25 protein-coding genes are annotated in these 24791 nt (G+C 71.1%); 16 read left to right on the top strand and 9 right to left on the bottom strand.

Annotated elements, in window-relative coordinates; translation table 11 throughout:
* Positions 1-143 precede the first annotated feature (143 nt).
* Positions 144-1583: an MFS transporter gene (locus tag EWH70_RS23215; protein ID WP_130477587.1), complete on the bottom strand. Its 1440-nt coding sequence runs from the start codon at positions 1581-1583 to the stop codon at positions 144-146.
* Positions 1584-1645: 62 nt separating this feature from the next.
* Between EWH70_RS23215 and EWH70_RS23210 the strand changes: the two genes are divergently transcribed.
* From EWH70_RS23210 to serC, 8 genes are all read left to right on the top strand, one after another.
* On the top strand, positions 1646-2248 hold the full coding sequence (locus EWH70_RS23210; RefSeq protein ID WP_130477586.1) for a TetR/AcrR family transcriptional regulator: 603 nt from the start codon (positions 1646-1648) through the stop codon (positions 2246-2248).
* 60 nt (positions 2249-2308) lie between these two features.
* Complete coding sequence (locus tag EWH70_RS23205) at positions 2309-3148, top strand: ABC transporter ATP-binding protein (protein ID WP_240687153.1); 840 nt, start codon at positions 2309-2311, stop codon at positions 3146-3148.
* Complete coding sequence (locus EWH70_RS23200) at positions 3145-3957, top strand: ABC transporter permease (RefSeq protein WP_130477585.1); 813 nt, start codon at positions 3145-3147, stop codon at positions 3955-3957. Before EWH70_RS23205 ends, EWH70_RS23200 begins: the two co-directional genes overlap by 4 nt.
* A complete protein-coding gene (locus EWH70_RS23195; protein ID WP_240687152.1) occupies positions 3936-5108 on the top strand; it encodes a sensor histidine kinase in 1173 nt (390 codons plus the stop codon). Before EWH70_RS23200 ends, EWH70_RS23195 begins: the two co-directional genes overlap by 22 nt.
* Positions 5105-5728 carry a response regulator gene (locus EWH70_RS23190; protein WP_130477583.1) on the top strand — a complete coding sequence of 208 codons (624 nt, stop codon included), beginning with the start codon at positions 5105-5107 and terminating at the stop codon, positions 5726-5728. The genes EWH70_RS23195 and EWH70_RS23190 overlap by 4 nt, the downstream gene beginning before the upstream one ends.
* Before the next feature lie 90 nt (positions 5729-5818).
* A complete protein-coding gene (locus EWH70_RS23185; protein WP_165436370.1) occupies positions 5819-7120 on the top strand; it encodes an erythromycin esterase family protein in 1302 nt (433 codons plus the stop codon).
* An 18-nt stretch (positions 7121-7138) separates the two neighbouring features.
* Positions 7139-8488, top strand: a complete 1350-nt coding sequence (locus EWH70_RS23180; protein ID WP_130477581.1) for a serine hydrolase domain-containing protein — start codon at positions 7139-7141, stop codon at positions 8486-8488.
* Between the two features lie 49 nt (positions 8489-8537).
* Entirely contained in the window at positions 8538-9662 is a 1125-nt protein-coding gene (gene serC / locus EWH70_RS23175; protein WP_130477580.1) for a phosphoserine transaminase, read from the top strand.
* 69 nt (positions 9663-9731) lie between these two features.
* Here serC and EWH70_RS23170 read toward each other — a convergent pair whose 3' ends face one another.
* The 5 genes from EWH70_RS23170 to EWH70_RS23150 all read right to left on the bottom strand — a co-directional run bounded on the left by EWH70_RS23170 (position 9732) and on the right by EWH70_RS23150 (position 14805).
* Positions 9732-11225: an amidohydrolase family protein gene (locus tag EWH70_RS23170; RefSeq protein ID WP_130477579.1), complete on the bottom strand. Its 1494-nt coding sequence runs from the start codon at positions 11223-11225 to the stop codon at positions 9732-9734.
* A gap of 52 nt (positions 11226-11277) precedes the next feature.
* Positions 11278-12411, bottom strand: a complete 1134-nt coding sequence (locus tag EWH70_RS23165) for an ABC transporter permease (RefSeq protein WP_130477622.1) — start codon at positions 12409-12411, stop codon at positions 11278-11280.
* Positions 12412-12479: 68 nt separating this feature from the next.
* Complete coding sequence (locus EWH70_RS23160) at positions 12480-13172, bottom strand: ABC transporter ATP-binding protein (RefSeq protein ID WP_130477578.1); 693 nt, start codon at positions 13170-13172, stop codon at positions 12480-12482.
* Positions 13169-14266 carry a peptidoglycan-binding protein gene (locus tag EWH70_RS23155; RefSeq protein ID WP_130477577.1) on the bottom strand — a complete coding sequence of 366 codons (1098 nt, stop codon included), beginning with the start codon at positions 14264-14266 and terminating at the stop codon, positions 13169-13171. Before EWH70_RS23155 ends, EWH70_RS23160 begins: the two co-directional genes overlap by 4 nt.
* Positions 14263-14805, bottom strand: a complete 543-nt coding sequence (locus tag EWH70_RS23150; RefSeq protein ID WP_130477576.1) for a hypothetical protein — start codon at positions 14803-14805, stop codon at positions 14263-14265. The genes EWH70_RS23155 and EWH70_RS23150 overlap by 4 nt, the downstream gene beginning before the upstream one ends.
* Before the next feature lie 108 nt (positions 14806-14913).
* Between EWH70_RS23150 and EWH70_RS23145 the strand changes: the two genes are divergently transcribed.
* The 3 genes from EWH70_RS23145 to sepH all read left to right on the top strand — a co-directional run bounded on the left by EWH70_RS23145 (position 14914) and on the right by sepH (position 17748).
* Positions 14914-15573, top strand: a complete 660-nt coding sequence (locus EWH70_RS23145) for a response regulator transcription factor (RefSeq protein WP_130477575.1) — start codon at positions 14914-14916, stop codon at positions 15571-15573.
* On the top strand, positions 15570-16712 hold the full coding sequence (locus EWH70_RS23140; RefSeq protein WP_130477574.1) for a sensor histidine kinase: 1143 nt from the start codon (positions 15570-15572) through the stop codon (positions 16710-16712). Before EWH70_RS23145 ends, EWH70_RS23140 begins: the two co-directional genes overlap by 4 nt.
* Before the next feature lie 208 nt (positions 16713-16920).
* Complete coding sequence (gene sepH, locus EWH70_RS23135) at positions 16921-17748, top strand: septation protein SepH (protein ID WP_130477573.1); 828 nt, start codon at positions 16921-16923, stop codon at positions 17746-17748.
* 135 nt (positions 17749-17883) lie between these two features.
* Here sepH and EWH70_RS23130 read toward each other — a convergent pair whose 3' ends face one another.
* Genes EWH70_RS23130 through EWH70_RS23120 form a run of 3 tightly spaced genes read right to left on the bottom strand, consistent with a single transcriptional unit; the run spans position 17884 to position 19705 of the window.
* Entirely contained in the window at positions 17884-18243 is a 360-nt protein-coding gene (locus EWH70_RS23130) for an MmcQ/YjbR family DNA-binding protein (protein ID WP_130477572.1), read from the bottom strand.
* Between the two features lie 12 nt (positions 18244-18255).
* A complete protein-coding gene (locus tag EWH70_RS23125; protein ID WP_130477571.1) occupies positions 18256-18855 on the bottom strand; it encodes a DUF2537 domain-containing protein in 600 nt (199 codons plus the stop codon).
* A gap of 43 nt (positions 18856-18898) precedes the next feature.
* Positions 18899-19705, bottom strand: a complete 807-nt coding sequence (locus tag EWH70_RS23120; RefSeq protein ID WP_130477570.1) for a TrmH family RNA methyltransferase — start codon at positions 19703-19705, stop codon at positions 18899-18901.
* 203 nt (positions 19706-19908) lie between these two features.
* Here EWH70_RS23120 and EWH70_RS23115 point away from each other — a divergent pair, with 203 nt between their 5' ends.
* The 5 genes from EWH70_RS23115 to EWH70_RS23095 all read left to right on the top strand — a co-directional run bounded on the left by EWH70_RS23115 (position 19909) and on the right by EWH70_RS23095 (position 24390).
* Complete coding sequence (locus EWH70_RS23115; RefSeq protein ID WP_165436369.1) at positions 19909-21402, top strand: glutamate-cysteine ligase family protein; 1494 nt, start codon at positions 19909-19911, stop codon at positions 21400-21402.
* Positions 21403-21411: 9 nt separating this feature from the next.
* The gene (locus EWH70_RS23110; protein WP_130477568.1) at positions 21412-22008 is read left to right on the top strand and encodes a TetR/AcrR family transcriptional regulator; all 597 of its coding nucleotides are present in this window, start codon (positions 21412-21414) and stop codon (positions 22006-22008) included.
* 84 nt (positions 22009-22092) lie between these two features.
* The gene (locus tag EWH70_RS23105) at positions 22093-22779 is read left to right on the top strand and encodes a biliverdin-producing heme oxygenase (RefSeq protein ID WP_240687151.1); all 687 of its coding nucleotides are present in this window, start codon (positions 22093-22095) and stop codon (positions 22777-22779) included.
* Between the two features lie 137 nt (positions 22780-22916).
* Positions 22917-23540, top strand: a complete 624-nt coding sequence (locus tag EWH70_RS23100; protein WP_130477566.1) for a superoxide dismutase — start codon at positions 22917-22919, stop codon at positions 23538-23540.
* 82 nt (positions 23541-23622) lie between these two features.
* A complete protein-coding gene (locus tag EWH70_RS23095) occupies positions 23623-24390 on the top strand; it encodes an arylamine N-acetyltransferase family protein (RefSeq protein WP_130477565.1) in 768 nt (255 codons plus the stop codon).
* Positions 24391-24791: the final 401 nt, after the last annotated feature.

Here is a 24791-nt window from a genome sequence, read left to right as displayed (position 1 = left end):
GCGGATGTGGTGGCGTCTGATGCCGTGAAGGGGGCCCTCACGGCAATCGCGCCCACGACTCCCGACTTTGCCGGGGCCCTGACGTCACACGTCATGCAGGTGGCCTTCACGTGCTCTGGCGGGGCCCCGGCGCGCGGACTGGGCTAGCGACGGCGGAACAGCCAGGCTCCCCAGGTCCAGACCGTGTCGATCACGAACACGAAGCACCAGATCCGGCTGACGTCGGTCAGCCAGTGGCCGGAGGAGTTCCACAGCTGGTTGCCGGTCAGCTCCCCGGCCAGCGCCAGCACGGGCCACGAGTGCCCGGCGACGTACAACGCGACCTGCCCGGCGGCGAACAGACCGACGTGAACGGCCCAGTGGCCGACGTCCTGCTTCCGGCCGGGCCGTTCGCGCACCGGCTCCGGCTCCGGCACGGGCTCGACCGCCGCGGGGAACTCCGCGACCGCCACCTTCCGCACCGCCGGCCGCACCACCAGCGCCGTCACCAGCAGCAACCCGGCCGCGCCGAAGCAGGCGGCCTGCCAGCCCCCGCCCGTGCCGTACAGCTGGCCGGCCACGAACGTCCCGATGGTCGCGCCGAGCAGGGACGCACTCTCGTAGATTCCCATGGCGCGGCCGAGGCTGGTCCCCGCCGCCTCGGCGATGATGGCCTGCTCCACCGGGATCGTCGCGGCGAAGGCCGCCGCGGACAGGATCCACATCCCGGCGATCACGTACGGGTTCGGCGCGAACGACAGGGACGCCGCGAAGACCGCGCTGCACACCATGGCGATCGACAGCACGCGGGTCCGCCCGAGCCTGCGCACAACGCCGTGCAGGTAGTCGGGCAGGAAGCTGTACACCAGGAACCCGGGCAGGAACACCGCCGCGATCTGTCCCAGCTGCAAGCCGTGCCCGCGCTGCAGGTGCATCAGCAACAGCAGGGCGACACCGGCCTCGGCCATGGCCGTCACCACGACCAGCGCCAGCATCGGGCGCATCCGCTTGCCGAGCTGGGAGAACTTCGGCCCCGCCGACCCGCGTGACCGCACGCCGGGCGACGGCGCCAGCAGCACACCCGCGGCGACGACACACGCGGCAGCCCCCAGCCAGAACACCCCGCGATAGTCGATCTTGGACACCAGCGACATCGCGGCGACGAAGGCGATCGCCGTGCCACCGCCCTCGGCGGCGAACAGCTTGGCGAACGCCTTGTCGTCGCCACCGAGCCCCTCGCCGACCCGTGCCCGCAACGCCACCCAGAACAACGCGCCACCGGCACCGCCGAGCACCGCGGCACCGAACGCGGGCCCGATCGAGGGCGTCACGGCGTAGCCGGCGAACGACAGTCCATACAGGACGGCGCCGAACGCGGCCAGGCGTGCCCGGTCCAGCCGGTCGGCCAGCGCACCGGCCACCGGACGGACCACGAACGACACCGCGGTCTCCACGGCCGTCAGCGCCCCGACCTCCGCCGCCGACGCGCCGAGCTGGCTGCCCACCCACAACGGCAGCAGGAAGTCCAGCACCTCGGCCGGCCCCTTGGTGAGCGCCGCCGCCAGCTGGTTCTGCTCGTCCCGTCGCTTGTTCACCGTGGTCATCTCGCCCCCTGGTTAAAATACGAATGTATTCTAAAGCTACTGTCAACCGGGAGGTGACGCGGGTGCCCAAGGTGGTGGACCGGGACGAGCGGCGGCGGCGGATCGCGGGCGCCCTGCTGCGGGTCGTGGCCAGGGACGGCATCGAGGAGGTCAGCGTCCGGACCGTCGCCGCGGAGGCGGGCATCTCACCCGGCGCCGTGCAGAAGTACTTCCCCGCCAAGGAGGAACTGCTCGAGTTCGCGTTCGAGATGACCGGCGAGATCATGGTGCAGCGCTGGGAGGCCGTCGAGCCGGAGGGTTCGCTGGCCGACGTCCTGCTCCAGTTCGTCCACGCCTCACTGCCGCTGGACGAACAGGCCAGGGCCGAGCTGGCCATCATCTACGCGTTCAGCGCCCGCGCGGCGACCCGGCCCCACTGGCAGGCCAGGATCAGGGCCGACTACGCCGTCGCCCGCGAGCTCACGACCGACCTCGTGCGCCGGGGCCAGGACGAGGGCGTCATCCGCACCGACGTCGAGGCGGAACAGCTGACCGAGGACGTGCTGATGATGGTCGACGGCTACGGCCCCCGGATGCTGCACGCGGAGTCCGACGCCGACCGCGCCAGACTGCGCGACTCGCTCGACCTCGCGTTCGACCGGCTCGTGCGTCCACCGTTCGATTGACAGCCGGATTCAACCCGCCGGATCTCACCGGGGCCGGTACCCGGGCAGCAGCATCGGGGCATGCGACCAGCGGTGAGAGTGCGCGGACTGCGCAAGGAGTACCCGGGGCACGTCGCGGTGACCGGGATCGACCTCGACATCGAACGCGGCGAGGTCTTCGCCCTGCTCGGGCCGAACGGCGCGGGCAAGACGACGACGGTGGAGATCCTGGAGGGACACCGCCGCCGCACCAGCGGCACGGCCGAGGTGCTCGGCGAGGACCCCGGCAACGCGGGACGGGCGTGGCGGGCCCGGATCGGCATCGTGCTGCAGACCGCCACCGACGCCGCCGAGCTCACGGTGGCCGAGAGCGTGCGGCTGTTCGCCCGCTGCTACCCGAATCCCCGCGAGCCGGAGGAGGTCATCCACCACGTGGGGCTGGACGGCAAGGCGGGCACCAGGGTCCGCGCGCTCTCCGGTGGCCAGCGCCGCAGGCTCGACGTGGCGCTGGGCATCGTCGGCAGGCCGGAACTGCTGTTCCTCGACGAGCCGACCACCGGGTTCGACCCCAAGGCCCGCAGGCGGTTCTGGGAGCTGATCCGGCTGCTCGCCGACGACGGAACCACCATCCTGCTCACGTCGCACTACCTGGACGAGGTGGAGGCACTGGCCGACAGGACCGCCGTACTCGCAGGCGGCTCGATCGTCGCCGAGGGAACCCCCGCCGGCCTGGGCGGGCGGGCCCTGAGCGTGGCGACCGTGCGCTGGCGCGCGGGCGAGCACCTACGGGAGGAACGCACCGAGACGCCGGCCCGGCTGGTCCGCGAGCTGTCCGCGGACGGTGCCGAACCAGCCGAGCTGACCGTCACCAGACCCAGCCTGGAGGACGTCTACCTCGAGCTGATCGGAGAGAAGCCGTGACACTGGAGGCGAAACTGCCGGGCGTGCTGGACGTCGGCCTGGCCCGAGGTGGCGCCGAGCTGCGGCAGTTCTTCCGGCAGAAGGAGTTCGTGGTCTTCACCTTCCTGCTGCCCGCGTTCCTGCTCGTCCTGCTCGGGTCGATCTTCGACCGGCAGATCGACGGCACCGGCATCTCGGTCGGTCAGGTGTTCACGGCGAGCATGATCGGTGCCGGGATCATGTCGACGTCGTTCGTCAGCATGGGCACCGGGGTGGCACTGGACAGGGAGAACGGCACGCTGAAGCGGCTGCGTGGCACGCCGATGCCGCTGACCAGCTACTTCATCGGCAAGATCATCCTGGTGGCGGTGGCGACCGTCGCCGAGGTGATCCTGCTGGGCGCCGTCGGCATGCTGCTGTTCGACCTGCGGCTGCCCGGTACCGCGACGGACTGGCTCACGCTCGCCTGGGTGTTCGCGCTGGGCACGATCTCCTGCTCGGCACTGGGAATCGCGGCGAGTTCGCTGGCCCGCACGGCCAACGGCGCGTCCGCCGGCATCAACTTCGTCTTCCTCGGACTGCAGTTCGCCTCCGGTGTGTACATCCCGATCGGTCAGCTGCCCGACGTGATGGCGCAGATCGGTGCGTTATTCCCGCTGAAGTGGATAGCGCAGGGGCTACGCTCGGCTTTCCTGCCGGACAACGCGGCGACGATCGAAATGGCGGGAACATGGGAACTGGGCCTGACCGCGGTGGTGCTGCTGGCGTGGTGCGGGGCGGGGATGCTGCTGTGCCGGCTGGTGTTCCGGTGGACCAACCGGACGGAGTGAGCGCACCGGCCTGGCACCTCCGGCAGCACTGGGAGCTGTACTTCGCCGCCTCGCTCGCCATCGGCGCCGGGGTCGGTCTCCTGGCCGGTGACGGCCCGCTCGGCAGGCGGCTCGCTGCCGTCGGACTGCTGGCCGCCATCGCGGTCTGGTACTGGCTCTTCGGCAGGCCGCACCTGCTCGACGCGGCCGAGAACAACGCCCGCGGCGTCGTCTACCTCGCGGTGGCCGGGGTCCTGTTCGCCGGTGCGGTGGTGCTGGCGCCACACACCGTGTGGGGGTCGGCGGCGCTGATCTCGCAGGCGTTCTGGTTCCTCTCGCTGCGGTACGCGCTGACGGTGGTGATCGGCCTTTCGTTCGTGCCGGCCACGTTGTTCGTCGCTACCCGCGGCGGCCGCTGGGACGTGATCCTGTCCGACTTCCTGCCACCCGCCCTGATCTTCGGGTCGCTGTCGGTGCTGATCGGCGTAACCATTCACCGGGTGGCCACGCAGAACGAGCGGCAAGCCGAGCTGATCGCCCGGCTGGAGGCCAGCAACGCCGAGGTCGCGCGGCTGTCCCACGAGGCGGGCACCGCCGCCGAACGCGAGCGGCTGGCCCGCGAGATCCACGACACCCTGGCGCAGGGGTTCACCAGCATCGTCACCCTCACCCAGGCCATCGAGTCCGAACTGGACAGTGACGTGACCGCCGCCCGGCGGCACCTGGAGATGGCCAGGCGCACCGCGCGGGAGAACCTCGCCGAGGCACGGGCCATGGTCGCCGCGCTGACCCCCAGCGCGCTCGGCGACGGTTCGCTGGCCGACGCGGTCACCCGGCTGGCGGACAACCTCGACGCCGCCCGGTGCACGGTGGACCCACTGCCCAAACTGGACACCGCAGCCGAAGTCGTCCTGCTGCGGGCGGCACAGGAGGCGTTGCACAACGCCCGCAAACACGCTGCCGCCGACGAGGTCGTGGTCGACTTGTCCATTGTGGACGAATTGGTGGTGCTGACCGTCACCGACGACGGCACCGGCTTCGACCCGGGGCAGCCGGCGGCGGGGTTCGGCCTGTCCGGCATGCGGGTGCGGGCCGAGCAGGTCGGGGGCAGGCTGACCGTGACGAGCGCACCGGGAAAGGGGACGACCGTGCGGCTGGAGGTGCCCGCGTGATCCGGGTGATGCTGGTCGACGACCACCCCGTGGTGCGGGAGGGCCTGCGCGGGGTGCTGGAGGCCGAGCCGGACCTGACCGTCGTCGGCGAGGCGGGTTCCGGTGAGGAGGCCGTCGCGCTGCACCGGGTACGGCAGCCGGACGTGGTCCTGATGGATTTGAGACTTCCCGCCGGGCTCGACGGAGTCGGCGCGATCCGGCGGATCCGCGCGGAAACGCCGGGGCAGCGCATCGTCGTGCTCACCACCTACGACACCGACGCCGACATCCTGCGCGCGGTGGAAGCCGGTGCGGCGGGTTACCTGCTCAAGGACGCCTCCCGCGCCGACCTCACCGAGGCGGTCCGCGCGGCCGCCCGTGGCGAGACCGTACTGGCACCGACGGTCGCGGGGCGGCTGGTCAGCCGGGTACGGGAACCGGGCAGGCAGCCACTGTCCGGCCGTGAGCTGGAGGTGCTGCGGCTGGTCGCCGCCGGCAGCACCAACGCCGACATCGGCAGGGCGCTGCACATCAGCGAGGCGACGGTGAAGACCCATCTGGTGCGGGCGTTCGGCAAGCTCGGCGTCTCCGACCGGACGGCGGCGGTCACCACGGCGATGAAGCGCGGCCTGCTGAGCTGACGGACGTACGCGCGGGTGTCGCCCGCTGACGGATGTGGTGACATCGCGCCGCCTCGCACGCTGATGGCCCGTTCGCAGAAAGGGCCCGTCATGAGATGGACGTTGATCAGCCTCACCACCGCCGCGCTGGTGCTCTCCGGCACCGCGACGGCCACCGCCGGGCAGGACCCGGTCACCCGCTGGATCGACCGGCACGCCGCGGTACTCGACTCGGCCGATCCCGCCGCGCCGTCGCACGACCTGCGCCCGTTCGGCCGCATGGTGGGCGGGGCGCTCGTCGTCGGGCTCGGCGAGTCCAGCCACGGGTCGCGTGAGCAGTTCCGGCTCAAGCACCGGATGGTGCGCTACCTGGTGGAGCACAAGGGTTTCCGCACGGTGGCCTTCGAGAACGACTTCGCGGGCGGGCTGGACATCGACCGGTACGTGCGCACCGGCGAGGGTGACCCGGACGCGCTGGTGGCCGACATGTCCTCGCCGCTGTGGGCGACCGAGGAGATCGCCGGGCTGCTGCGCTGGATGCGGGCGTACAACGAGACCCACGCCGACCAGGTGCGCTACCTCGGCGCGGACCTGCTGGTGCTGCGGGAGTCCAGCTTCGAGGCGATCAGCCGGTACGTCGGCGGGGTCGCACCGGACCGGATGGCCGAGCTGGAACGCGACCTGGCGACCATCCGCCCGACGCTGCCCCGCCACGAGCACCTGCTGGCGTACCTGCGGATGTCCGGTGAGGAGCGGCAGCCCCGCATCGACGCCGCCCGCAGGGTGAACCGGCTGGTCGAGAGCCTGCATCCGCGGGACGAGTACGCCGCGCAGCACGCGCGGACCGTGCTCGGCTGGCACGAGTACTACGCGGCCGACGGGTTCTCCGCCGAGCGGGAGCGGTTCATCGCCGACACCGTCGGCTGGTGGCAGCGGACGGCCGGCGGCCGGATCGCCTACTGGGCGGCGAGCGCGCACACCGCGGCGGCACCCGAGGCGACGTTTCGCATGCCGTTCGGGTCGATGACCGGGACCTGGGCGGGCGGCCACCTGCGCAGGCGGCTCGGACCGGCTTACGTCTCGGTCGGCGTCACGTTCGGCTCCGGTTCGGTGAACTCCGGGATCCCACCGGAGGGCCCCGCGCCGCACCCGGTGGGGCCGCCCGCGCCGGGCATGCTGGAGGCGACGCTGGAGTCCGCCCGGCCCGGGCTCTTCGTGCTCGACACGCAGGCGCACGCGCCCGCCCAGGTGCGGCGGTGGCGTGCCGCCCCGCTCACCACGCGGATGATCCACCCGCTGTACGTCACCGGTCAGGACGCCAACGCCTACACCCTGTCCACGGCGTCGCTGACCAGCACGTTCGACATCGTGGTGCACACCACGGCGACCTCACCCAGCCAATTGGTGCGGTGACTGGGCAGAATTGCCCGCATGCTGGAGACCACCGAGTTCGCCCTGCTCCGCCGGATCGCCGTCGAACAGTCCACGAACCGCGCCCCGTCCCTGGTGGCCGCCGTCGTGCGGGACGGCCGGATCGCCTGGTCCGGAGCGCGCGGGACGGTCGACGGCACCGCACCCGACGAGGACACGCAGTACCGGCTCGGCTCGATCACCAAGTCGATCGTCGCCGCGCAGGTACTGCGGCTTCGCGACGAGGGCCTGCTGGACCTGAACGACGCCGTCGACAAGCACGTGCCGGGCACCGCGCTCGGCTCGCTGACCGTCGCGCAGCTGCTCGCGCACACCAGCGGGATCACCGCGGAGTCGCCCGGCCAGTGGTGGGAACGCACCGAGGGCGGCGACTGGGCCGCGCTGGCCTCCGCCCTGCCCGCCGAGGAGGTGCGGCTGCGGCCGGGCAGCCGGTTCCACTACTCCAACGCCGGCTACGGCGTGCTCGGCGAGCTGATCGCACGGCTGCGCGGGCAGAGCTGGCTGGACGTGCTGCGGGCGGAGATTCTCCAGCCACTGGGCATGTCGCGCACGACGCCTCGGCCGGAAGGGCGGCACGCGAGCGGCTGGGCCGTGCACCCGTTCGCCGACGTCGTGCTGCCCGAGCCGGAGCACGACGCCGGCGCGATGGCGCCGGCGGGACAGCTCTGGTCGACCGCGCGGGACCTGGCCCGCTGGGTGGCGTTCGTCGGTGGCGACACCGGCGAGGTGCTGCACCCGGACACGGTCGCCGAGATGCGGGAGATGGCGACCGTCGACGACGGTGACACCTGGACCGCCGGTTACGGCCTCGGCCTGCAGGTGCTGCGGCACCAGGGCAGGCGGCTGGCCGGGCACACCGGGTCGATGCCCGGCTTCCTGGCCGCGGGCATCGTCGACGCCGCCACCGGCACCGGCGCGCTGGCGCTGACCAACAGCACGTCCGGCGTCGCCATCCTGGGCGTCACGCTGGATCTGATCAGCATCGCCGACGACTACGAGCCGCGGCTGCCACCGGAGTGGCAGCCCACCGAGGTCGACCCGGAGCTGCTGGCGCTGACCGGGCTGTGGCACTGGGGGCCGGCACCGCACCACCTGCGGATCCTGCCCGGCGGCTGGCTGAGCCTCGCGCCGACGTCCGGCGCCGGGCGGGCGTCGCGGTTCCGTCCCGCGGGCGACGGGACCTGGATCGGCCTGGACGGCTACTACGCGGGCGAGACGCTGCGGGCCTGCCGCGCCGCCGACGGCACGCCCACCCACCTCGACCTGGCGACGTTCATCTTCACCCGCACCCCGTACGACCCGGCCGCTCCCGTGCCCGGCGGCGTGGATCCGGACGGCTGGCGTTCCTAAGCAGTGGGAGGCCGTCCAGTCCAATGGGACGGTTTGACAGACTGCGGGCATGACCGACGTCGAGCTGACCCTGCCCGCCGAACTCCAGCCTGAGGACGGGCGCTTCGGTTGCGGGCCGTCCAAGGTACGCCCCGCGCAACTGGCGAACCTGGCCTCCGAAGGCGCCAAGTACCTCGGCACCTCCCACCGTCAGAAGCCGGTCAAGTCCCTGGTCGGCCGCGTGCGGGCCGGGCTGACCGACCTGTTCTCCCTGCCGGACGGCTACGAGGTCGTCCTCGGCAACGGCGGCACGACGGCGTTCTGGGACGCCGCCGCGTTCGGCCTGGTGCGCGAGCGGGCGCAGCACTTCACCTACGGCGAGTTCTCCAGCAAGTTCGCCAAGGTCACCTCGGGTGCGCCGTTCCTCGGCGAGTCGATCGTCGTCTCGGCCGAGCCGGGCAGCGCGCCGGAGATCGCCTACCAGCAGGGCGCCGACCTGGTCGGCTGGGCACACAACGAGACGTCGACCGGCGTCGCGGTGCCGGTGCGCAGGCCCGAGGGCAGCGACGGCGCGCTGATCGCCATCGACGCGACCTCCGGTGCGGGCGGCCTGCCGGTGAACGCCGCCGACTTCGACGTGTACTACTTCGCCCCGCAGAAGTCGTTCGCCTCCGACGGCGGCCTCTGGGTGGCGCTGCTGTCGCCCGCGGCGGTCGAGCGGGTCGGCGAGATCGGCGGGTCGGACCGGTGGGTGCCGGAGTTCCTGTCGCTGCCGACGGCGCTGGACAACTCCCGCAAGGACCAGACCTACAACACCCCGGCCGTGGCCACGCTGTTCCTGCTGGCCGACCAGATCGAGTGGATCCTCGGCAACGGCGGGCTGGACTGGGCGACCGCGCGGACGAGGGAATCGTCGAGCCGGCTCTACGAGTGGGCCGAGAAGACCGAGTACGCGACGCCGTTCGTGACCGACCCGGCGCTGCGGTCGCAGGTCGTCGGCACGGTCGACTTCGCCGACGACATCGACGCCGCCGCGGTGGCGAAGGTGCTGCGTGCCAACGGGATCGTCGACGTGGAGCCGTACCGCAAGCTGGGCCGCAACCAGCTGCGGGTCGGCCTGTTCCCGGCGATCGAGCCGGACGACGTCAGCCAGCTGCTGCGCAGCGTCGAGTGGGTCGTCGAGCACCTGGGCTGAGCCCGGGCGCAAGCTCGTGAAGGCCACCTTCATTACGTGAGACGTACTGAAGGTGGCCTTCACGTGCTTTCAGGCACAGGCGCACTGCGGACGGGCGTGGAGGGCGGCCAGGCGCGCCGGGTCGGGCGGCTGCTGCGCCGCCTTCTCCACCTCGGCCAGCATCGCCTCGCGGCGTGCCGCGTCGATCAGCCTGCCGCGAGTCACCACGGCGTGCACCTTCGCCGAGTTGCGGATGTCGGCGAGCGGGTCGGCGTCGAGCACCACCAGATCGGCCCACTTGCCTGCGGTCAGTGTGCCCGACCGGTGCCCCAGCCCCAGGAAACGCGCGGCGTCGCGGGTCATCGTCTGCAGTGCCGCCATCGGCGACAGCCCCGCCCGCACCAGCAGCTCCAGCTCGTCGTGCGTGCCGAAGCCGGGCAGCACGTACGGGTTCAGGCAGTCGGTACCCCCGAGGATCCCCGAACCGGCGTCGCAGGCCGCCTTCGTCAGCCGCAACTGTGCCTCGAAGTACGCCCGGTACGCCGCGATCTCCTCGGGTGTGACCGGCGCGTTGTTCTTGATGGTCTGCGCCCAGAACTGCTCGAGCCAGTCCGGGATGTAACGCAGCCGCGGGTCGTTCGCGAAGGTGTCGGCCGGCGAGGTCATCACCTGGTTCACCTTCAACGTCGGCGACTGCCAGGTGTCCCGCCGCGCGAGATGGGCGAACAGCGACCGCGCCTTGGCCGGGTCGTAGGACAGCGCCGCCTCCCGCTCCAGCGCCCGCGCCACGCGGAAGAACGCCCTCGGGTCGGCCGGATCGAACGGCGTCGCGTCCAGCACCCGGCGCAGTTCTGCCTCCCTGCTGGAGGCAGAAAAGTACACCGCGTGCAGGTGCTCGAAGACCCGCTGCCCCAGATCGGACGCCTGCCGGGGGGTGAGCCGGTACGGCAGGTGCCCGCCGAACGGCAGTCCCTGCCGCCACGACTCGTCGGCGACGGCGGCGAACAGGTCCGGCGTCAGGTACGAGTAGATCTTGACGAAGTCCGCGCGCTCGGCCTTGGCCGTACGCACCGCGGCCCGCGCCTCGTCCGGTGTGGACACCTTCGTCACCGGCGGAGCCAGCAGCGACACCGGCCCGTCGACGATGCTGCTCGCCATGATCATCCGCGGGCCGAGCAGCGTGCCCTGCTCGATCCGGTCGCGGACGGCCCGGTTCTCCGGGTAGCCCCACATCTCGCGGATCCCGGTGACACCGTTGACCAGATGCAGCGGCGGGAACGTCTCGACCAGGTCCGAGCCGTGGGTGTGCATGTCCCACAGGCCCGGGATGACGTACCGGCCGCGAGCGTCGACCACGACCGCGCCCTCGGGCACCGGCGCGCCGTGGCCCACCCCGGCGACGTGCTCGCCGACCAGCACCACGTCGGCCTGCCGCGGCCGCGCGCCGGTCCCGTCGATCACCGTGCCGCCGCGGACGACGGTCACACCGGTCTCCGCCCGTGCTGCCGCGGGCAGCACCCCCGCCGCGGTCACGCCGACCCCGGCGACCGTCAGCCAGCGCAGGAACTCTCTTCGGTTTGTCATAACCCGCGACCGTAATGGTGGCGGGGACCCCCCGACGAGTCCCCGCCACCCCTCACGCGAGGGCCTGGGTCGGAGGCAGTTTCGCCGCCCGCATGGCCGGGTACGCACCGGCGACGGCCCCGACGACCGCCGCCACCACGACCCCGCCGAGCAGCGCCTCCACCGGCAGTACCGCCGGCCAGTCCCTGCTGAGCGCGTACCCCGCGGCCACCGCGACCCCGAGTAACACCCCGCACGCGCCCCCCAGCCCGGACAGCAGCACCGACTCCGCGAGGAACTGCCCGCGTACCTGCCCTCGGGTGGCACCGAGTGCCCGCCGCAGCCCGATCTCCCTGCGTCTTTCCAGCACCGAGATCACCATGGTGTTGGCGACACCGACCCCGCCGACCAGCAGCGCCACCCCGCCGAGCCCGAGGAACAACGCGCTGAACGACGACTCGGTCAGCTGCTGCGCGGCCAGCGCGTCGGACGGTCGCTGCACGTCGACCTCGTTGGGCTGCGCCGGGTTCAGCGTCGCGGCGAGCACGCTGCGGACGTCCTCCACCGCCGAGTCCTTGGCCCGCACGTACACCGTCGTCGGGTGGCCGTCGAAGCCCAGGTACCGCTTGGCCGCGTCCCAGCCGACCAGCACGGAACGTTCGATCTCGCCTGCCAGCGGCATCGGCCCGAGGATGCCGACCACCGTGAACCACTGGTTGCCGATCCACACCTGCCGCGGTTTGCCCGGATCGACGGACTCGATCCCCAGCCTGCTGGCGGCCATCGACCCGAGCACCACCGCCGGGTACCGGCCCGACGCGGCGTCCAGGTTCTTCCCGCTGCGTACTTCCCCGCCGAGCAGCGGCACCAGGTCCGGTGTCGCGGCCAGCACCCCGAGCCCGGACGTCTCCGCCTCGGGCACCCTGTCGGTGCGGCGTACCGAGGTGTTCAGCTGCCCGGTCGCCGACGCACCGGTGACCGGCGCGATGCGCTGTGCCATCGGTACGGCGGTGTCCGGCAGCTTCGCGTCACCGCCGCCGAACGTCTTGCCGGGTTCGGCCCGCAGCAGGTTCGGGCCGAGTGCGGCGAGCTGGTCGGCCAGCGCCTTGCTGCTGGACGCCGGGATCGCCAGCACCGCCACCATCGCCGCGATGCCGATGGCGATACCGAGCGCGGACAGCACCGCCCGCACCGGACGGGTACGCATGCCGTGTGCCCCCAGCGCGAGGATGTCGGCCGGCTTCAGCCGCGCCGGCTTCGGCGGCGCCCCGGGGTTCACCGGGCCACCAGCTCGGGTGCGCCGGTGTCGCTGCGCAGCCTGCCGTCCAGCACCTCGACGCGGCGTGGCGCGCTCGCGGCGATGTCCCGGTCGTGCGTGATGAGCACGACCGTCGTGCCCTCCGCGCTCAGTTCCCCGAGCAGCCGCAGCACCGAGGCGCCGTTGCCGGTGTCGAGGTTGCCGGTCGGCTCGTCGGCCAGCAGGATCGGCGGACGGTTGACCACCGCCCGCGCGATCGCCACCCGCTGCTTCTCCCCGCCGGACATCTCGCCGGGCAGGTGCCCGGCCCGGTGCGCCAGCCCGACCCGGTCGAGCGCGGCCAGCGCGAGCTTCCTGCGCTGCCGCCTCGGCACACCGGTGTAGAGCAGGCCGGTGGCGACGTTGTCCACCGCGGTCACCCCGTCGGTGAGGAAGAACTGCTGGAACACGAACCCGATCCAGCGCGACCGCAACGCCGACAGCTCGCGGTCGGACAGCTCGGCCACGTCGTTGCCGCGGATCTCGATCCGCCCGTCGGAGGGCCGGTCCAGCGTGCCCATCAACTGCAGCAGGGTCGACTTGCCCGAACCGGACGGTCCGACGATGGCGACCAACTCACCGTCCGAAATGGACAGTGAAACGTCCCGGAGTGCGTGGACGCCACCGGGGTAGGTACGGCTGGCGGAGCACACGGCGAGCACGGGCGTCACGACGTGGTCACCACCTTCATGCCCTCGGCGAGTCCGTTGCCCTTGATCTCGACCTTGCCGTCGGCGAACAGGCCGGGGTCGACCGGCAGCAGCCTGCGGCCCGCGGGCTCGACGACCTCGACCGCGTAACCGCCCTCGACGAGTGCCAGCAGCGCGCCGACCGGAACCGTCAGGACGCCCTCGCGCTTGCCGGTGGTGAACGCGACCTCGGCCGAACCGGTGTCGACGTCGCCCGGGTCGTCCACCGCGACGGTGACCTCCAGCTTGGACTCGCTTTCCTGGCCGGGCATGCCCTGGTTGTCACCGGGCGCCTTCGGCGCGACGGCCGTCACCGTGCCGGTGGTCTTGTTGCCGCCGCTGATCTGCACGTCGACCTTGCTGCCCACCTTGGCCATGGCCTGCTTGTCGGCGTCCAGCTCGACGACGACGGCGCGTTCGGTGCCGGTGACCTTCAGCAGGTTGCCGGTGGCCTCGCCGCCGAGCTGGGCGCTGACCTCCGAGACGCGGACCGCGCCCGGCTGCACCACGACGTCGCCGGGTTTGACCGTGCCGGTCTCGTCGAGCTTGTTCTTCTTCTGCCACTTCTTGATGGCGTTCGCCGTCGCCGCGGTGAACTTCTCGTCCGGCTTGCCGAACCCGCCGAAACCGAGGTCACGCAGGTTCTCCTCCAGCACCTTCACGTCCGGTCCGTTGGTCATGCCGTCGGCCAGGTCGCGGAAGAACGGCGTGGCGCCGTAGAACAGCGGGACCGGCTTGGCGTCGATCTCGTAGACCTTGCCGCCGCGCTCGATCTTCTCGCCGACACCGGGCAGCCAGGTCAGCGTCCCCGGCTTGCGGCCGGCGGGCAGCTGGCGAGCCGTGCCGTAGCCGATCGTGCCGCTCGCGGTCTCCCGCTCGGCCAGGTCGGACTTCTCGATCTGGGCCGTCGCCGCGGGCGGGGCCGCCGCGGGCCGGTTGCCGTCCGAACCCGAGGCGACCTGGCTGAGCACGACGACCGTGCCGGTCGCCAGCACCGCGACCACGACCAGGCCGACCACCAGCCACCGGGTTCGCTTGCCCCGCCTGACCTGCGCGGGACCGTCGTGCTCGCTCACTTGCCCTCCGCCCGGGCCGCACCGATGCTCATGCCGAGCCCGCACTTCTCCGCGGCGGCCTCGAACTTCTTCGGGTCGCTCGCGTCGATACCCATCCGCATCCCGGGGTTGCCCGGGTCCGGGTCGGGCATGTCGATGCCCTGCTCACGCATGCACTGCGCCTCGCGGCGCATCTTGTCCAGTTCCTCCGGCGTCGGCGGCTTGATCTCACCACCGTTGGGGAGCAGCTTGCGACAGGCCTCGCCGGCCGCCCGCATCTTCTCCTCCTCGCCCTTCTTGATCTCGATGGACTGCTGCATGCCATTCGTGCCCGGCTGCGGGTCGGGCATGTCGACACCGTGCTCACGCATGCAGCGGGCGTACTCGCGCATCTTGTCCTCGTCGGACTTCCCGTCCGGCGCGGCGGCCTGCTCGCCACCCGGCTTCTGTCCCTGGTTGACCGAGGCCACCTTGTCGCCGCCGTCGCCCTCGTTGGCGGCGCAGCCGCCGAGCAGCGCGGCCGCGGCGAACGCGGTGACCACTACCGTCCGCAACCTCATCCGTCCTCCTCGTTTCGATGAGGTGTCCCGTTCTACGGATCGGGTGATCTCGGTTCGTTAAGCGAAGACGCTTATCTCCCGCTTATGTCGGCGACGCAGACTGGTCGGGTGCGGGTACTGGTGGTTGAGGACGAGCGGCTGCTGGCGGACACCGTCGCCGAGGGGCTGCGGCGGCTGTCGATGGCCGTCGACGTCTGCTACGACGGCGCGCAGGCACTGGAACGGGTCGGCGTGCACAGCTACGACGTGGTCGTGCTCGACCGCGACCTGCCCGTCGTGCACGGCGACGAGGTGTGCCGCGCCGTGCTGGGCACCGGCGGTGAGGCCAGGGTGCTGATGCTGACCGCCGCGTCGGAGGTCGAGGACCGGGTCGCCGGGCTGGGCCTGGGCGCCGACGACTACCTGACTAAGCCGTTCGCGTTCGCCGAACTCGTCGCCAGGGTGCAGGCACTGTCCCGGCGGGCCCGGCCCGCGTTGCCGCCGGTGCTCCAGGCCGCGGGTGTCGTCCTCGACCTGCCGCGGCACCAGGCGTCCCGGGACGGCCGCTTCCTGCCGTTGTCCCCCAAGGAGTTCGCGGTGCTGGAAGTGCTGATGCGAGCGGAGGGCACGGTGGTCAGCGCCGAGGAACTGCTGGAGAAGGCCTGGGACGAGCACGCCGATCCGTTCACCAACGCCGTGCGCGTGGCGGTGATGACGTTGCGGCGCAAGCTCGGCGAGCCCGCGGTGATCGAGACGGTGTCCGGCGCCGGCTACCGGTTCCGCTCGTGACCGGGCTGCGGCTGTCCGTCCGGACGAAGCTCACCGCGCTGTACGGCGGCCTGTTCCTGCTGGCCGGGGTCGCGCTGCTGATCGTCAACTACCTGCTGGTCAGCTCCTCGCTGCCGGAGGTGGCAGGCGTCGCCGCCCGCGTCGCGGACCCGATGTCCACGACGACCCCCACGCTGACGATGCCGGTGCAGCGGGCGGAGGCGATCGAGCTGGTCGAGGGCTCGCTGACCGACTACCGCTCGGAAACGCTGTCGACGCTGCTCGTGCAGTCCATCGTCGGGCTGGTGATCACCGCGGCGTTCGCGGTGGTGCTCGGCTGGGTCGTCGCGAGCAGGGTGCTGCGCCCGGTGCACGCCGTCACCGCGACCGCCCGCAGGCTGGGGGCGGAGAGCCTGGACCGGCGGATCAACCTGGACGGGCCGTCCGACGAGCTGAAAGAGCTGGCCGACACGTTCGACGGCATGCTCGACCGGCTGGCCACGTCGTTCGACAGCCAGAAGCGGTTCGTCGCCAACGCCTCACACGAACTACGCACCCCGCTGGCCGTCCAGCGGACGCTGATCGAGGTCGCGCTGGCCGACCCGGCCGCGTCCGACGAACTACGCAGGCTCGGCGGGCAGCTGCTGCACACCAACGAGCGCAGCGAACGGATGATCGAGGGCCTGCTCGTGCTGGCCCGCAGCGACCGCGGGCTGGTCAGCCGGACGCCGGTGCGGCTCGACGAGATCGCGGCCACCGTCGTGACCGCGGCCGTCGACCTGGCTGCCGAGCATTCGGTGACGGTGACGACGGAGCTGTCCGATCGGACCGTCGCGGGAGATCCGGTGCTGCTGGAACGGCTGGTGACGAACCTGGTGCACAACGCCATCCAGTACAACCTGCCGGGTGGCGTGGTGAACGTCCGCGTCGGGAGCAATCCGGCGCTGGTGGTGCGCAACACCGGCTCGGTGATCCGGGCGGAAGCCGTCCCCGGGCTGTTCGAGCCGTTCCGCAGGCTGGACAACGAGCGGCTGGCCGGGCGCAACGGTGCCGGGCTGGGGATGTCGATCGTGCGGTCGGTGGCGCACGCACACGGCGGTGGGGTGAGCGCGCAGGCCGCCCAGTCCGGCGGACTGGTGGTAGGCGTCTGGCTGCCGTGACCGTGACATGGTCCTCGCTTCGCTCGGACGCGGTCGGGCCCTTCAGTCGACCGTGAACACTAACGGTTGGCGTTTCGCTACCGAGAGCACGAGCCCGGCCGCGCGATGATCTTCGTACAGGCGGGTGTTGCATCGGCGCGCCTCCGACGTCAAGGCGACGCGCCGAAGTAGCGTTAGCACCCACAGGAGTGAAGCGAAGGAGGCGAAAATGCGAACGCTACGCGTGGTCGGGCTGCACGAGGACGGCAAGTCCATCGTGTGCGAGGACCCCGCGCGCCGCGAACGCTTCCTCCTGCCCGCCGACGAGCGGCTGCGTGCGGCTGCCCGGGGCGACATCACCCGCCTGGGGCAGATCGAAATCGAGCTGGAGAGCCAGATGCGGCCACGAGAGATCCAGGCCCGAATCCGGGCAGGCGAGTCCGTCGAGCAGGTGGCGAACAGCGCCGGCGTGCCGATGCAGCGGGTCGAGCGGTTCGCTTATCCGGTACTGCTGGAGCGGTCCCGGACCGCCGAGCTTGCCCAGTCCGCGCACCCGGTGCGCGCCGACGGACCGGACGTGCAGACGCTGAGCGAGGTCGTCGCGTACGCGTTCGGGGTGCGGGGACAGGACTACAGCCAGGTGACCTGGGACGCCTGGAAGGGCGACGACGGTCGCTGGGTGGTCGGGCTGCGGTGGCAGGCCGGCCGGTCGGACAACCAGGCGCACTGGGCGTTCTCGCCGGGCGCACACGGTGGCACGGTCACCGCGCTGGACGAGGACGCGGAGGCCCTGCTCGACCCGGAGTCGTACCGCGCGCCACGCCCCGTGTCGGCGGAGGCCGAGCAGCCGACGCTGGACAGCGTCGTCGGCGGGGCCGCGGTCTTCGAGGTGCCGGAGCCGGACGAGTCCGACACCAGGGAGCTGCCGCGCGTCCCGGCGGAGGACCCGCCGCCGCGCCAGCCCGCGCCGCCGCCCCGGCCGAAGAGCCGGCGCAAGCACACGGCCGTACCGGCCTGGGAAGACGTCCTGCTCGGCGTCCGCTCCCAGCGCGGCTAACCCGGCGCGAGTCGTACGTTCCCACGCGCGAGTCGTAGGTTCTCGCACGCGAGTCGTACGTTCTGACGCGCGAGTCGTAGGTTCCGCGCGGGCCGCAACCGCGAACTCGCGGCCCAGAACGTACGACTCGCGGAGTCAGGGGGCCTCGTCGAGCCTCGCCACCAGGGTCTTGGGGGCGACCATGCGGTAGGCCTCGGTGACGATCTGGCCGATCTCGGCCCAGTCCACCTCGACGTCCAGGTACACGCCGAGCCAGCCACGGTGACCGACGTAGGGCGGCCGGAAGAACCGGCCCGGCTCGGTCTCCACCAGCTCCTCCTGGACGCCCGGCGGCGCCGCGCACCAGAAGGCCAGCCGGTCGTCGTGGTGGTGGTCGGCGTAGGTCACGAACGTCTTCTTCCCGCGGACGAACCACGTCGGCTCGCCGTGGCTGACCCGCTCGGTGGCCTCGGGAAGGGCGAGGCACAGCCTGCGCAGTTCGACCAGTGGGTCCACCCGGGCAGTGTGTCAGAACACCACCACGAGCACACCGATCCAGGACAACGCCAGCCCACCGGCGGCCCCCAGCGCCACCCAGCGCAACACCGGCAGCCGCCTGCCCAGCCACAGCGACGGCGCCAGCCCGGCCGACACCACGACCGCGGCCAGCAGCGCCACCCAGCCGGACGTCTCCGACGCCAGCGTCGTGACCAGCGCCAGCATCGCCACGATCGCGACCACGGCGATGAACGCCGCGACAGTCAGCCCGGTCGCCCACGGCGTCGGCTCGGACTCGGCCCGGGCACGCTCCCGCAGCCCGGGCGGCGGCACGAGCGAGGCGACCTCGGTGACCGGGTCGACGTACCGGACCGCCGTCCCCATCGCCGCGGCCACCCGGCCGGCGAGCTGCCGCCCACGCTGGGAGACGACCAGTGCGGTCTCCGCGCCGTCCTCGACGCCGGTGGCCCGCTCGCGCATCCGCTGAACGGCGGACGCGACCTTCGCCCATTCGTGTAAGTCGTCGGCGAGGTCGCCGCCGAGGGCCAGGCTGTGTGGGTCGACCTCCTCGGTCCGCGTGCCGACCCGTCCCGCCAGCACCGCACGCTCACCGCGGACCCGCAGTTCCACCCGTACTTCTCGTCTCACCTCGGCGACACCGTCGCCGGACAACCTACCGGGACCGCCCGGCCAGTTCGTAGAACGCCACCGCCCCCGCGGTGGCGACGTTCAGCGAATCCACCCCGGGCGTCATCGGGATCCGGACGGCCGTGTCCGCCGCGGCCAGCGCGCCGTCGCTCAACCCCGGCCCCTCGGCACCCAGCAGCAGCGCGACGCGCCCCGGAGCCGACAGCTCCCGCAGGTCGACCGCGTCGGCCCGGGGCGTGAGCGCCGCGACGCGGAACCCGCTCGCCCGCAGCCTGTCCAGGCCCGACGGCCACGGCTCCAGCCTGGTGAACGGCACCCGCAGCACGTTGCCCATGGACACCCGCACGCTGCGCCGGTACAGCGGGTCCGAACAGCCGTCGCCGAGCAGGACGCCGTCGACGCCGAGTGCGGCGGCGTTGCGGAAGAGCGCGCCGAGGTTCTCGTGATCGCCGACACCTTCCAGCACCGCCAGCGTTCGCGCGGTCGCCAGCAGCTCGTCGACGGCGGGCCGCGGTGCCCGGTCGGCCACGGCGAGCACACCGCGGTTCAGATGGAACCCGACGACGTCGGCCATGGTCTGGGCGCTGGTGACGTACGCGGGTGCGTCCACATCGCCCAGATCGTCCGCCAGTTCACCGATCCGCCGCTCTACTCCCAGTAGCGCGCGGACCGGGTAGGCCGACGCGAGCAGCCTACGGACGACGACCGTGCCCTCGGCGATGACGAATCCCTTGCCACCAGGACGATCCGGACGCCGGTCGGCGGTCGTCAGGCCGCGGAAGTCGTCCAGTCGCGGGTCGGCGGGGTCGGTCAGGTGCAGGATCTCGGCCACCGGAGGAGTCTGCCATCCGCCCGGCGCCACGTTTGCTGGTCCGAACGTCGTGGGTAAGCGTGGTACGAACGGCTGCCGGTCGCTAAGCGTCAGGTCGATGTAACGGAGAGCACCAGTTTGGCCGCTAGCCTCGGTATTGATGCTGTGCCACCGTTGTGCGCCGGACACCTTGGTGGCTCGGTCGGCTCGAACAAGGGATGGTCATGGGCAAGGACGTGTCGGCGGATCCCTTCGACCCGCGAGATCGCGGGCGGTACCGGCGGAAGGTCCAGCGGTGTCTGGACACTCTGGCCCGAATGTTGACCGAAGGCAGTTTTTCCTTTCCCCACAAGCACATCGGACTCGAAGTCGAGTTGAATCTCGTCGACGACAAGATGCGGCCGTCGATGACGAACACGATGGTGCTGGAGGCGTTGAACGATCCGTCGTTCACGACGGAACTGGGCCAGCACAACATCGAACTCAACGTGCCACCGCGCCTGCTCGCCGGTGATTCGGCCAGGGAGATCGAGGACGACCTGCGCAGCTACCTGGGCAGGGCGTCGGCGAGCGCCGCCGAGTCCGGGTCGCGGCTGGCGATGATCGGCATCCTGCCGACGCTCACCCACGACCACTTCGACCAGAAGTGGCTGACCAACAACGCACGTTATTCCCTGCTCAACGACCAGATCTTCGCCGCCCGCGGTGAGCAGACGGTGCTGTCGATGGAGGGCGCGCCGCTGCGCGGGAAGAAGGAGCGCCTGCGCAGTTTCGCCGAGTCGATCCTGCCCGAGGCCGCGTGCACGTCGGTCCAGCTGCACCTGCAGGTGGCGCCCGAGGAGTTCGCCCCGCACTGGAACGCCGCGCAGTGCCTTGCCGGAGTGCAAGTTGCACTCGGCGCGAACTCGCCGTTCCTGCTGGGCAAGGCACTCTGGCACGAGACCCGGATCCCGCTGTTCCAGCAGGCGACCGACACGCGCCCGGAGGAGCTGAAGAACCAGGGCGTCCGGCCGAGGGTGTGGTTCGGCGAGCGGTGGATCACGTCCATTTTCGACCTGTTCGAGGAGAACGTTCGCTACTTCCCCGGCCTGCTCCCGGAAACCGACAGCGAGGACCCGGTGGAGGCACTCGAGGCCGGGAACGCGCCGAAGCTGACCGAACTGCGGCTGCACAACGGGACCGTCTGGCGGTGGAACCGGCCGGTGTACGACGTCGTCGACGGCAAGCCGCACCTGCGGGTGGAGAACCGGGTGCTGCCGGCCGGACCGACGGTGCTGGACATGATGGCCAACGCGGCGTTCTTCTACGGCGCCCAGCGGGCACTGGCCGAAGCCGAACGTCCGGTGTGGACACAGATGTCGTTCCAGGCCGCCGAGGAGAACCTGTACGCGGGCGCCCGGCTGGGTTTCGACGCGCAGCTGTACTGGCCGGGCATCGGCTGGATCCCGCCGGACGAGCTGGTGCTGCGGGTGCTGCTGCCGCTGGCACACGAGGGGCTGCGACAGTCCGAGGTCTCCGACGCGGCACGGGAGCGCTACCTCGGCGTCATCGAGCAGCGCTGCCTCACCCGCCGGACCGGATCACGCTGGCAGCGGGAGACCGTCGCGCTGGCCCAGGAACGCGGCGCCGACCGCGACACCGCCCTGGCCGGCATGCTCGCCCGCTACCTGGAGCTGGTCTCGTCCGAGCAGCCCGTCCACTCCTGGCCGATCGACTAGAATCCAGCGATGCCGAAGATCATCGGGAGTTCGCTCAGCGAACACCGCGAGCAGGTGCGTAACCGGGTGTTCGACGCCCTGCGGCACCAGCTCTACGAACGCGGCTTCGACGCGGTCACACTGGCCGGGGTGGCGGCGGAGGCCGGGGTCGGCCGCACCGCGATGTACAACCACTTCCCGGACAAGGAAAGCCTGCTGGTCGCGTTCGTGGAGGCGGAGGCGACGCGGTACGTCAGCAGGATGACCGCCGCCGTCCAGGCCGCCGGCGACCCGGTGGACAAGCTGGCCATCTTCGTCCGCCTGCAGCTGCGTTCGCTGGCCGAGTACCACCTGCCGCCCGGCACGGCGCTGGGGTCCGCGCTGGGCCCGGCGGCCTACCGCCGCATCGCCGCGCACGCCGACCCGATCACCGCCACCCTGCGGGAGATCCTGCGTGAGGGCATGGACGCCGGCCGAATCCCCGAGGAGGACACCTCGATCCTGATCCCGATGATCACCGCGGCGCTGGGCAGCCGCCAGGTCGTCGACGTCGAACCAGGTCAGCTGGACGCCGCGATCGAGGCCGCGGTGCGGTTCGTCCTGCGAGCGGTAGGCGCGAGGGTCTGAATAAGGGTAGCCTAACTCGCGGTTGTCCCGTACCCTTCTTTCTGACAGGCTGTCATATCGATGGCTCTTCAGAGGAGGCGTGCCGTGACTGTGACCACCGCAGTAACCGACACCGAACTGACCGAGCGCCCGTTCTCCGAGACGCTTCGGGCCTCCACCAAGGAAATCCACGACCGCGCCCACCACTCGTCCTACATGGACGCCCTGCTCGCCGGGGAACTCTCCCTGGCGGGCTACGGCCAGCTGGCCGCGCAGTACTTCTACATCTACGACACCCTCGAGCAGGCGACCGACGCCATGGCGAACGACCCGGTCGGCAAGGGCTTCGCGATGGACGAGCTGCGCCGCGTCCCGGCCCTGGTCAAGGACCTGGAGTTCCTGTTCGGCGAAGGCTGGCGGGACCGGATCACCCCGCTGCCGTCCACCCGGGCCTACGTCGAGCGTATGCGCGAGGTGTGCTTCACCTGGCCGGGTGGATTCGTCGCGCACCACTACACGCGCTACCTCGGCGACCTCGCGGGCGGGCAGGTCGTGCGGTCGCTGCTGCGCAAGACCTACCAGGTGACCGCCGACGGCGCGTTGTTCTACGACTTCGACCGCGTCGGCAACCCGCACGCGTTCCGCAAGCACTACCGCGCGCTGCTCAACGACGCCCCGTGGGACACCGCCGAACGGCGCCGGATCATCGACGAGACGCTGCTGGCGTTCGAGCTGAACATCGCGGTCCTGGCCGACCTGGCCAAGGACCTCGACGCACACCGCGCCGCCTGACCGAGTCGCGGATCACATCACCTTGACCTCAACCGAAGTGGAGGTTGGAGTCTTGGTTTGTGAGAGTCGCCCGGCGGGAACGCCGAGCCTGCGACTAGGTTAGGCAACGCACCATGCGTCGAAACAAAGGAGGGCTGATGGCCCGGTACGAGCTTCCCGATCTCGACTACGACTACGGCGCCCTCGCTCCGCACATCTCCGGCGAGATCAACGAGCTCCACCACAGCAAGCACCACGCGACCTACGTCAAGGGCGCGAACGACACCCTCGACAAGCTGGAGGCCGCCCGCGAGGCGAACGACTTCGGCTCTATCGTCGGGCTGGAGACCACGCTGGCCTTCAACCTGGCTGGGCACGCCAACCACGTCGTGTGGTGGAAGATCCTCTCCCCGGAGGGTGGCGACAAGCCGACCGGTGAGCTGGCCGCGGCGATCGACGAGGCGTTCGGCTCGTTCGACAAGTTCAAGGCCCAGTTCACCGCCGTGTCCACCACCATCCAGGGCAACGGCTGGGGCGCTCTGTCCTGGGACCCGATCGGCAAGACGCTGATCACCCAGCAGCTGCGCGACCACCACAACAACCTGATCCTGCCGACCACGCCGATCCTGCTGGTCGACGTGTGGGAGCACGCGTTCTACCTGGACTACAAGAATGTGAAGCCGGACTACGTCAAGGCCCTGTGGAACGTGTTCAACTGGGCGGAGATCAGCAAGCGGTTCGACAACGCCGTCGCCGGCGGCAACGGCCTGCTGCTGTCCTGACTCGCACCCACCACGGAGAAGGGGCCCCTCGGGGCCCCTTTTTTCTTGACCTCCAGTTCGGTCGAGGGCGCACCATCGGCGCATGGACATCGACTCCTACCTGGCCCGCATCGGGCTGAGCGAGCGCCCACCGGCCGATCTGGACGGTCTGCGGCTGCTCCAGCGAGCCCATCTGGCGACCGTGCCGTTCGAGAACCTGGACGTCGGCCTGGACGTCCCGCTGACGCTGGAGAGCGGCGCGCTGCTGGACAAGATCGTCCACCGCCGTCGCGGCGGCATCTGTTTCGAGCTCAACGGCGCGTTCGCCACCCTGCTGACCGGGCTGGGCTTCACCGCGCACCTGCTGCAGGCGGTCGTCCACAAGCCCGACGGCTCGACGGGCTACCCGTTCGAGCACATGACCATCGAGGTCGACCTGGACGAACCGTGGCTGGTCGACGTGGGCTTCGGCCGGTTCTCCCGCCTGCCGCTGCGGATCGGCGAGCCCGGTCCGCAGCTCGACGACGGTGGCGAGTTCCGGATCACCGAGGACGCGGCGGGCGATCTGACCGTCCACCGCGACGGCACCCCGGTGTACCGCGCCGAGCGGCGGCCGCGGACGCTGAATGACTTCGTCCCGACCGGGTACTGGACGGTGCTCTCGCCGGACTCCCACTTCACCCAGAACCTCACCTGCTCGCTCTGGCGGGACGAGGAACGGCTGACGCTGTCCGGGGACAGGCTGATCCGGACGACCGGTGACCGGCGGGAGGAGACGACGCTGGGCAGCGACGGGGAAATCCTGGACGTCTACCGGGACGGGTTCGGGATCCGGCTGGACCGGGTGCCCCGCCTGGCGGTGCCCGCATGAACGAGGCCCCGCCTCCGGTTTCCCGGCTGCGGGGCCTCGTCCGTTCCCGAACTGACTGCCGCTCCCACCACGAAGCGGACACCCATGAGGTTAGCCTACCCTCACTTCGCACGCAACCCCGTGCCCGCGAAGGCTCGTGAAGGCCACCTTCACCACGTCTGACGTCAGGGCCCCGGCAAGGTCGGGCTTCCGATGTGAGCGAGGGAGCTTTGCTGGCGAAGAAGGGTAGTAAAGCTCCCTCGCTTACTTACGAATGTGACTGGTGGGGCTGGTGTGGGGACCCGGATGCCGTGAAGGCCGAGTTTCTGTCGTCTCATGTGATGAAGGTGGCCTTCACGACCTTTCCGCCCCGGGCGGGCGGCCTCACCAATCACATCCGGCCCAGCAGACCCAGCCGCCAC

The organism is Amycolatopsis suaedae (assembly GCF_004214935.1).
In the GTDB taxonomy this organism is placed as follows: domain Bacteria; phylum Actinomycetota; class Actinomycetes; order Mycobacteriales; family Pseudonocardiaceae; genus Amycolatopsis; species Amycolatopsis suaedae.
Note: the sequence above shows the minus strand (reverse complement) of the source record. Positions and strands in the feature narration are given on the sequence as shown.

Excerpts from the sequence above, each read along its gene's own strand:
- EWH70_RS23185 (WP_165436370.1), top strand. The coding sequence starts at position 5,819 with ATGAGATGGACGTTGATCAGCCTCACCACCGCCGCGCTGGTGCTCTCC.
- sepH (WP_130477573.1), top strand. The coding sequence starts at position 16,921 with ATGCGAACGCTACGCGTGGTCGGGCTGCACGAGGACGGCAAGTCCATC.
- serC (WP_130477580.1), top strand. The coding sequence starts at position 8,538 with ATGACCGACGTCGAGCTGACCCTGCCCGCCGAACTCCAGCCTGAGGAC.
- EWH70_RS23165 (WP_130477622.1), bottom strand. The coding sequence starts at position 12,411 with ATGCGTACCCGTCCGGTGCGGGCGGTGCTGTCCGCGCTCGGTATCGCC.
- EWH70_RS23150 (WP_130477576.1), bottom strand. The coding sequence starts at position 14,805 with ATGAGGTTGCGGACGGTAGTGGTCACCGCGTTCGCCGCGGCCGCGCTG.
- EWH70_RS23110 (WP_130477568.1), top strand. The coding sequence starts at position 21,412 with ATGCCGAAGATCATCGGGAGTTCGCTCAGCGAACACCGCGAGCAGGTG.
- EWH70_RS23180 (WP_130477581.1), top strand. The coding sequence starts at position 7,139 with ATGCTGGAGACCACCGAGTTCGCCCTGCTCCGCCGGATCGCCGTCGAA.
- EWH70_RS23115 (WP_165436369.1), top strand. The coding sequence starts at position 19,909 with ATGGGCAAGGACGTGTCGGCGGATCCCTTCGACCCGCGAGATCGCGGG.
- EWH70_RS23095 (WP_130477565.1), top strand. The coding sequence starts at position 23,623 with ATGGACATCGACTCCTACCTGGCCCGCATCGGGCTGAGCGAGCGCCCA.
- EWH70_RS23100 (WP_130477566.1), top strand. The coding sequence starts at position 22,917 with ATGGCCCGGTACGAGCTTCCCGATCTCGACTACGACTACGGCGCCCTC.
- EWH70_RS23170 (WP_130477579.1), bottom strand. The coding sequence starts at position 11,225 with ATGACAAACCGAAGAGAGTTCCTGCGCTGGCTGACGGTCGCCGGGGTC.
- EWH70_RS23215 (WP_130477587.1), bottom strand. The coding sequence starts at position 1,583 with ATGACCACGGTGAACAAGCGACGGGACGAGCAGAACCAGCTGGCGGCG.
- EWH70_RS23205 (WP_240687153.1), top strand. The coding sequence starts at position 2,309 with ATGCGACCAGCGGTGAGAGTGCGCGGACTGCGCAAGGAGTACCCGGGG.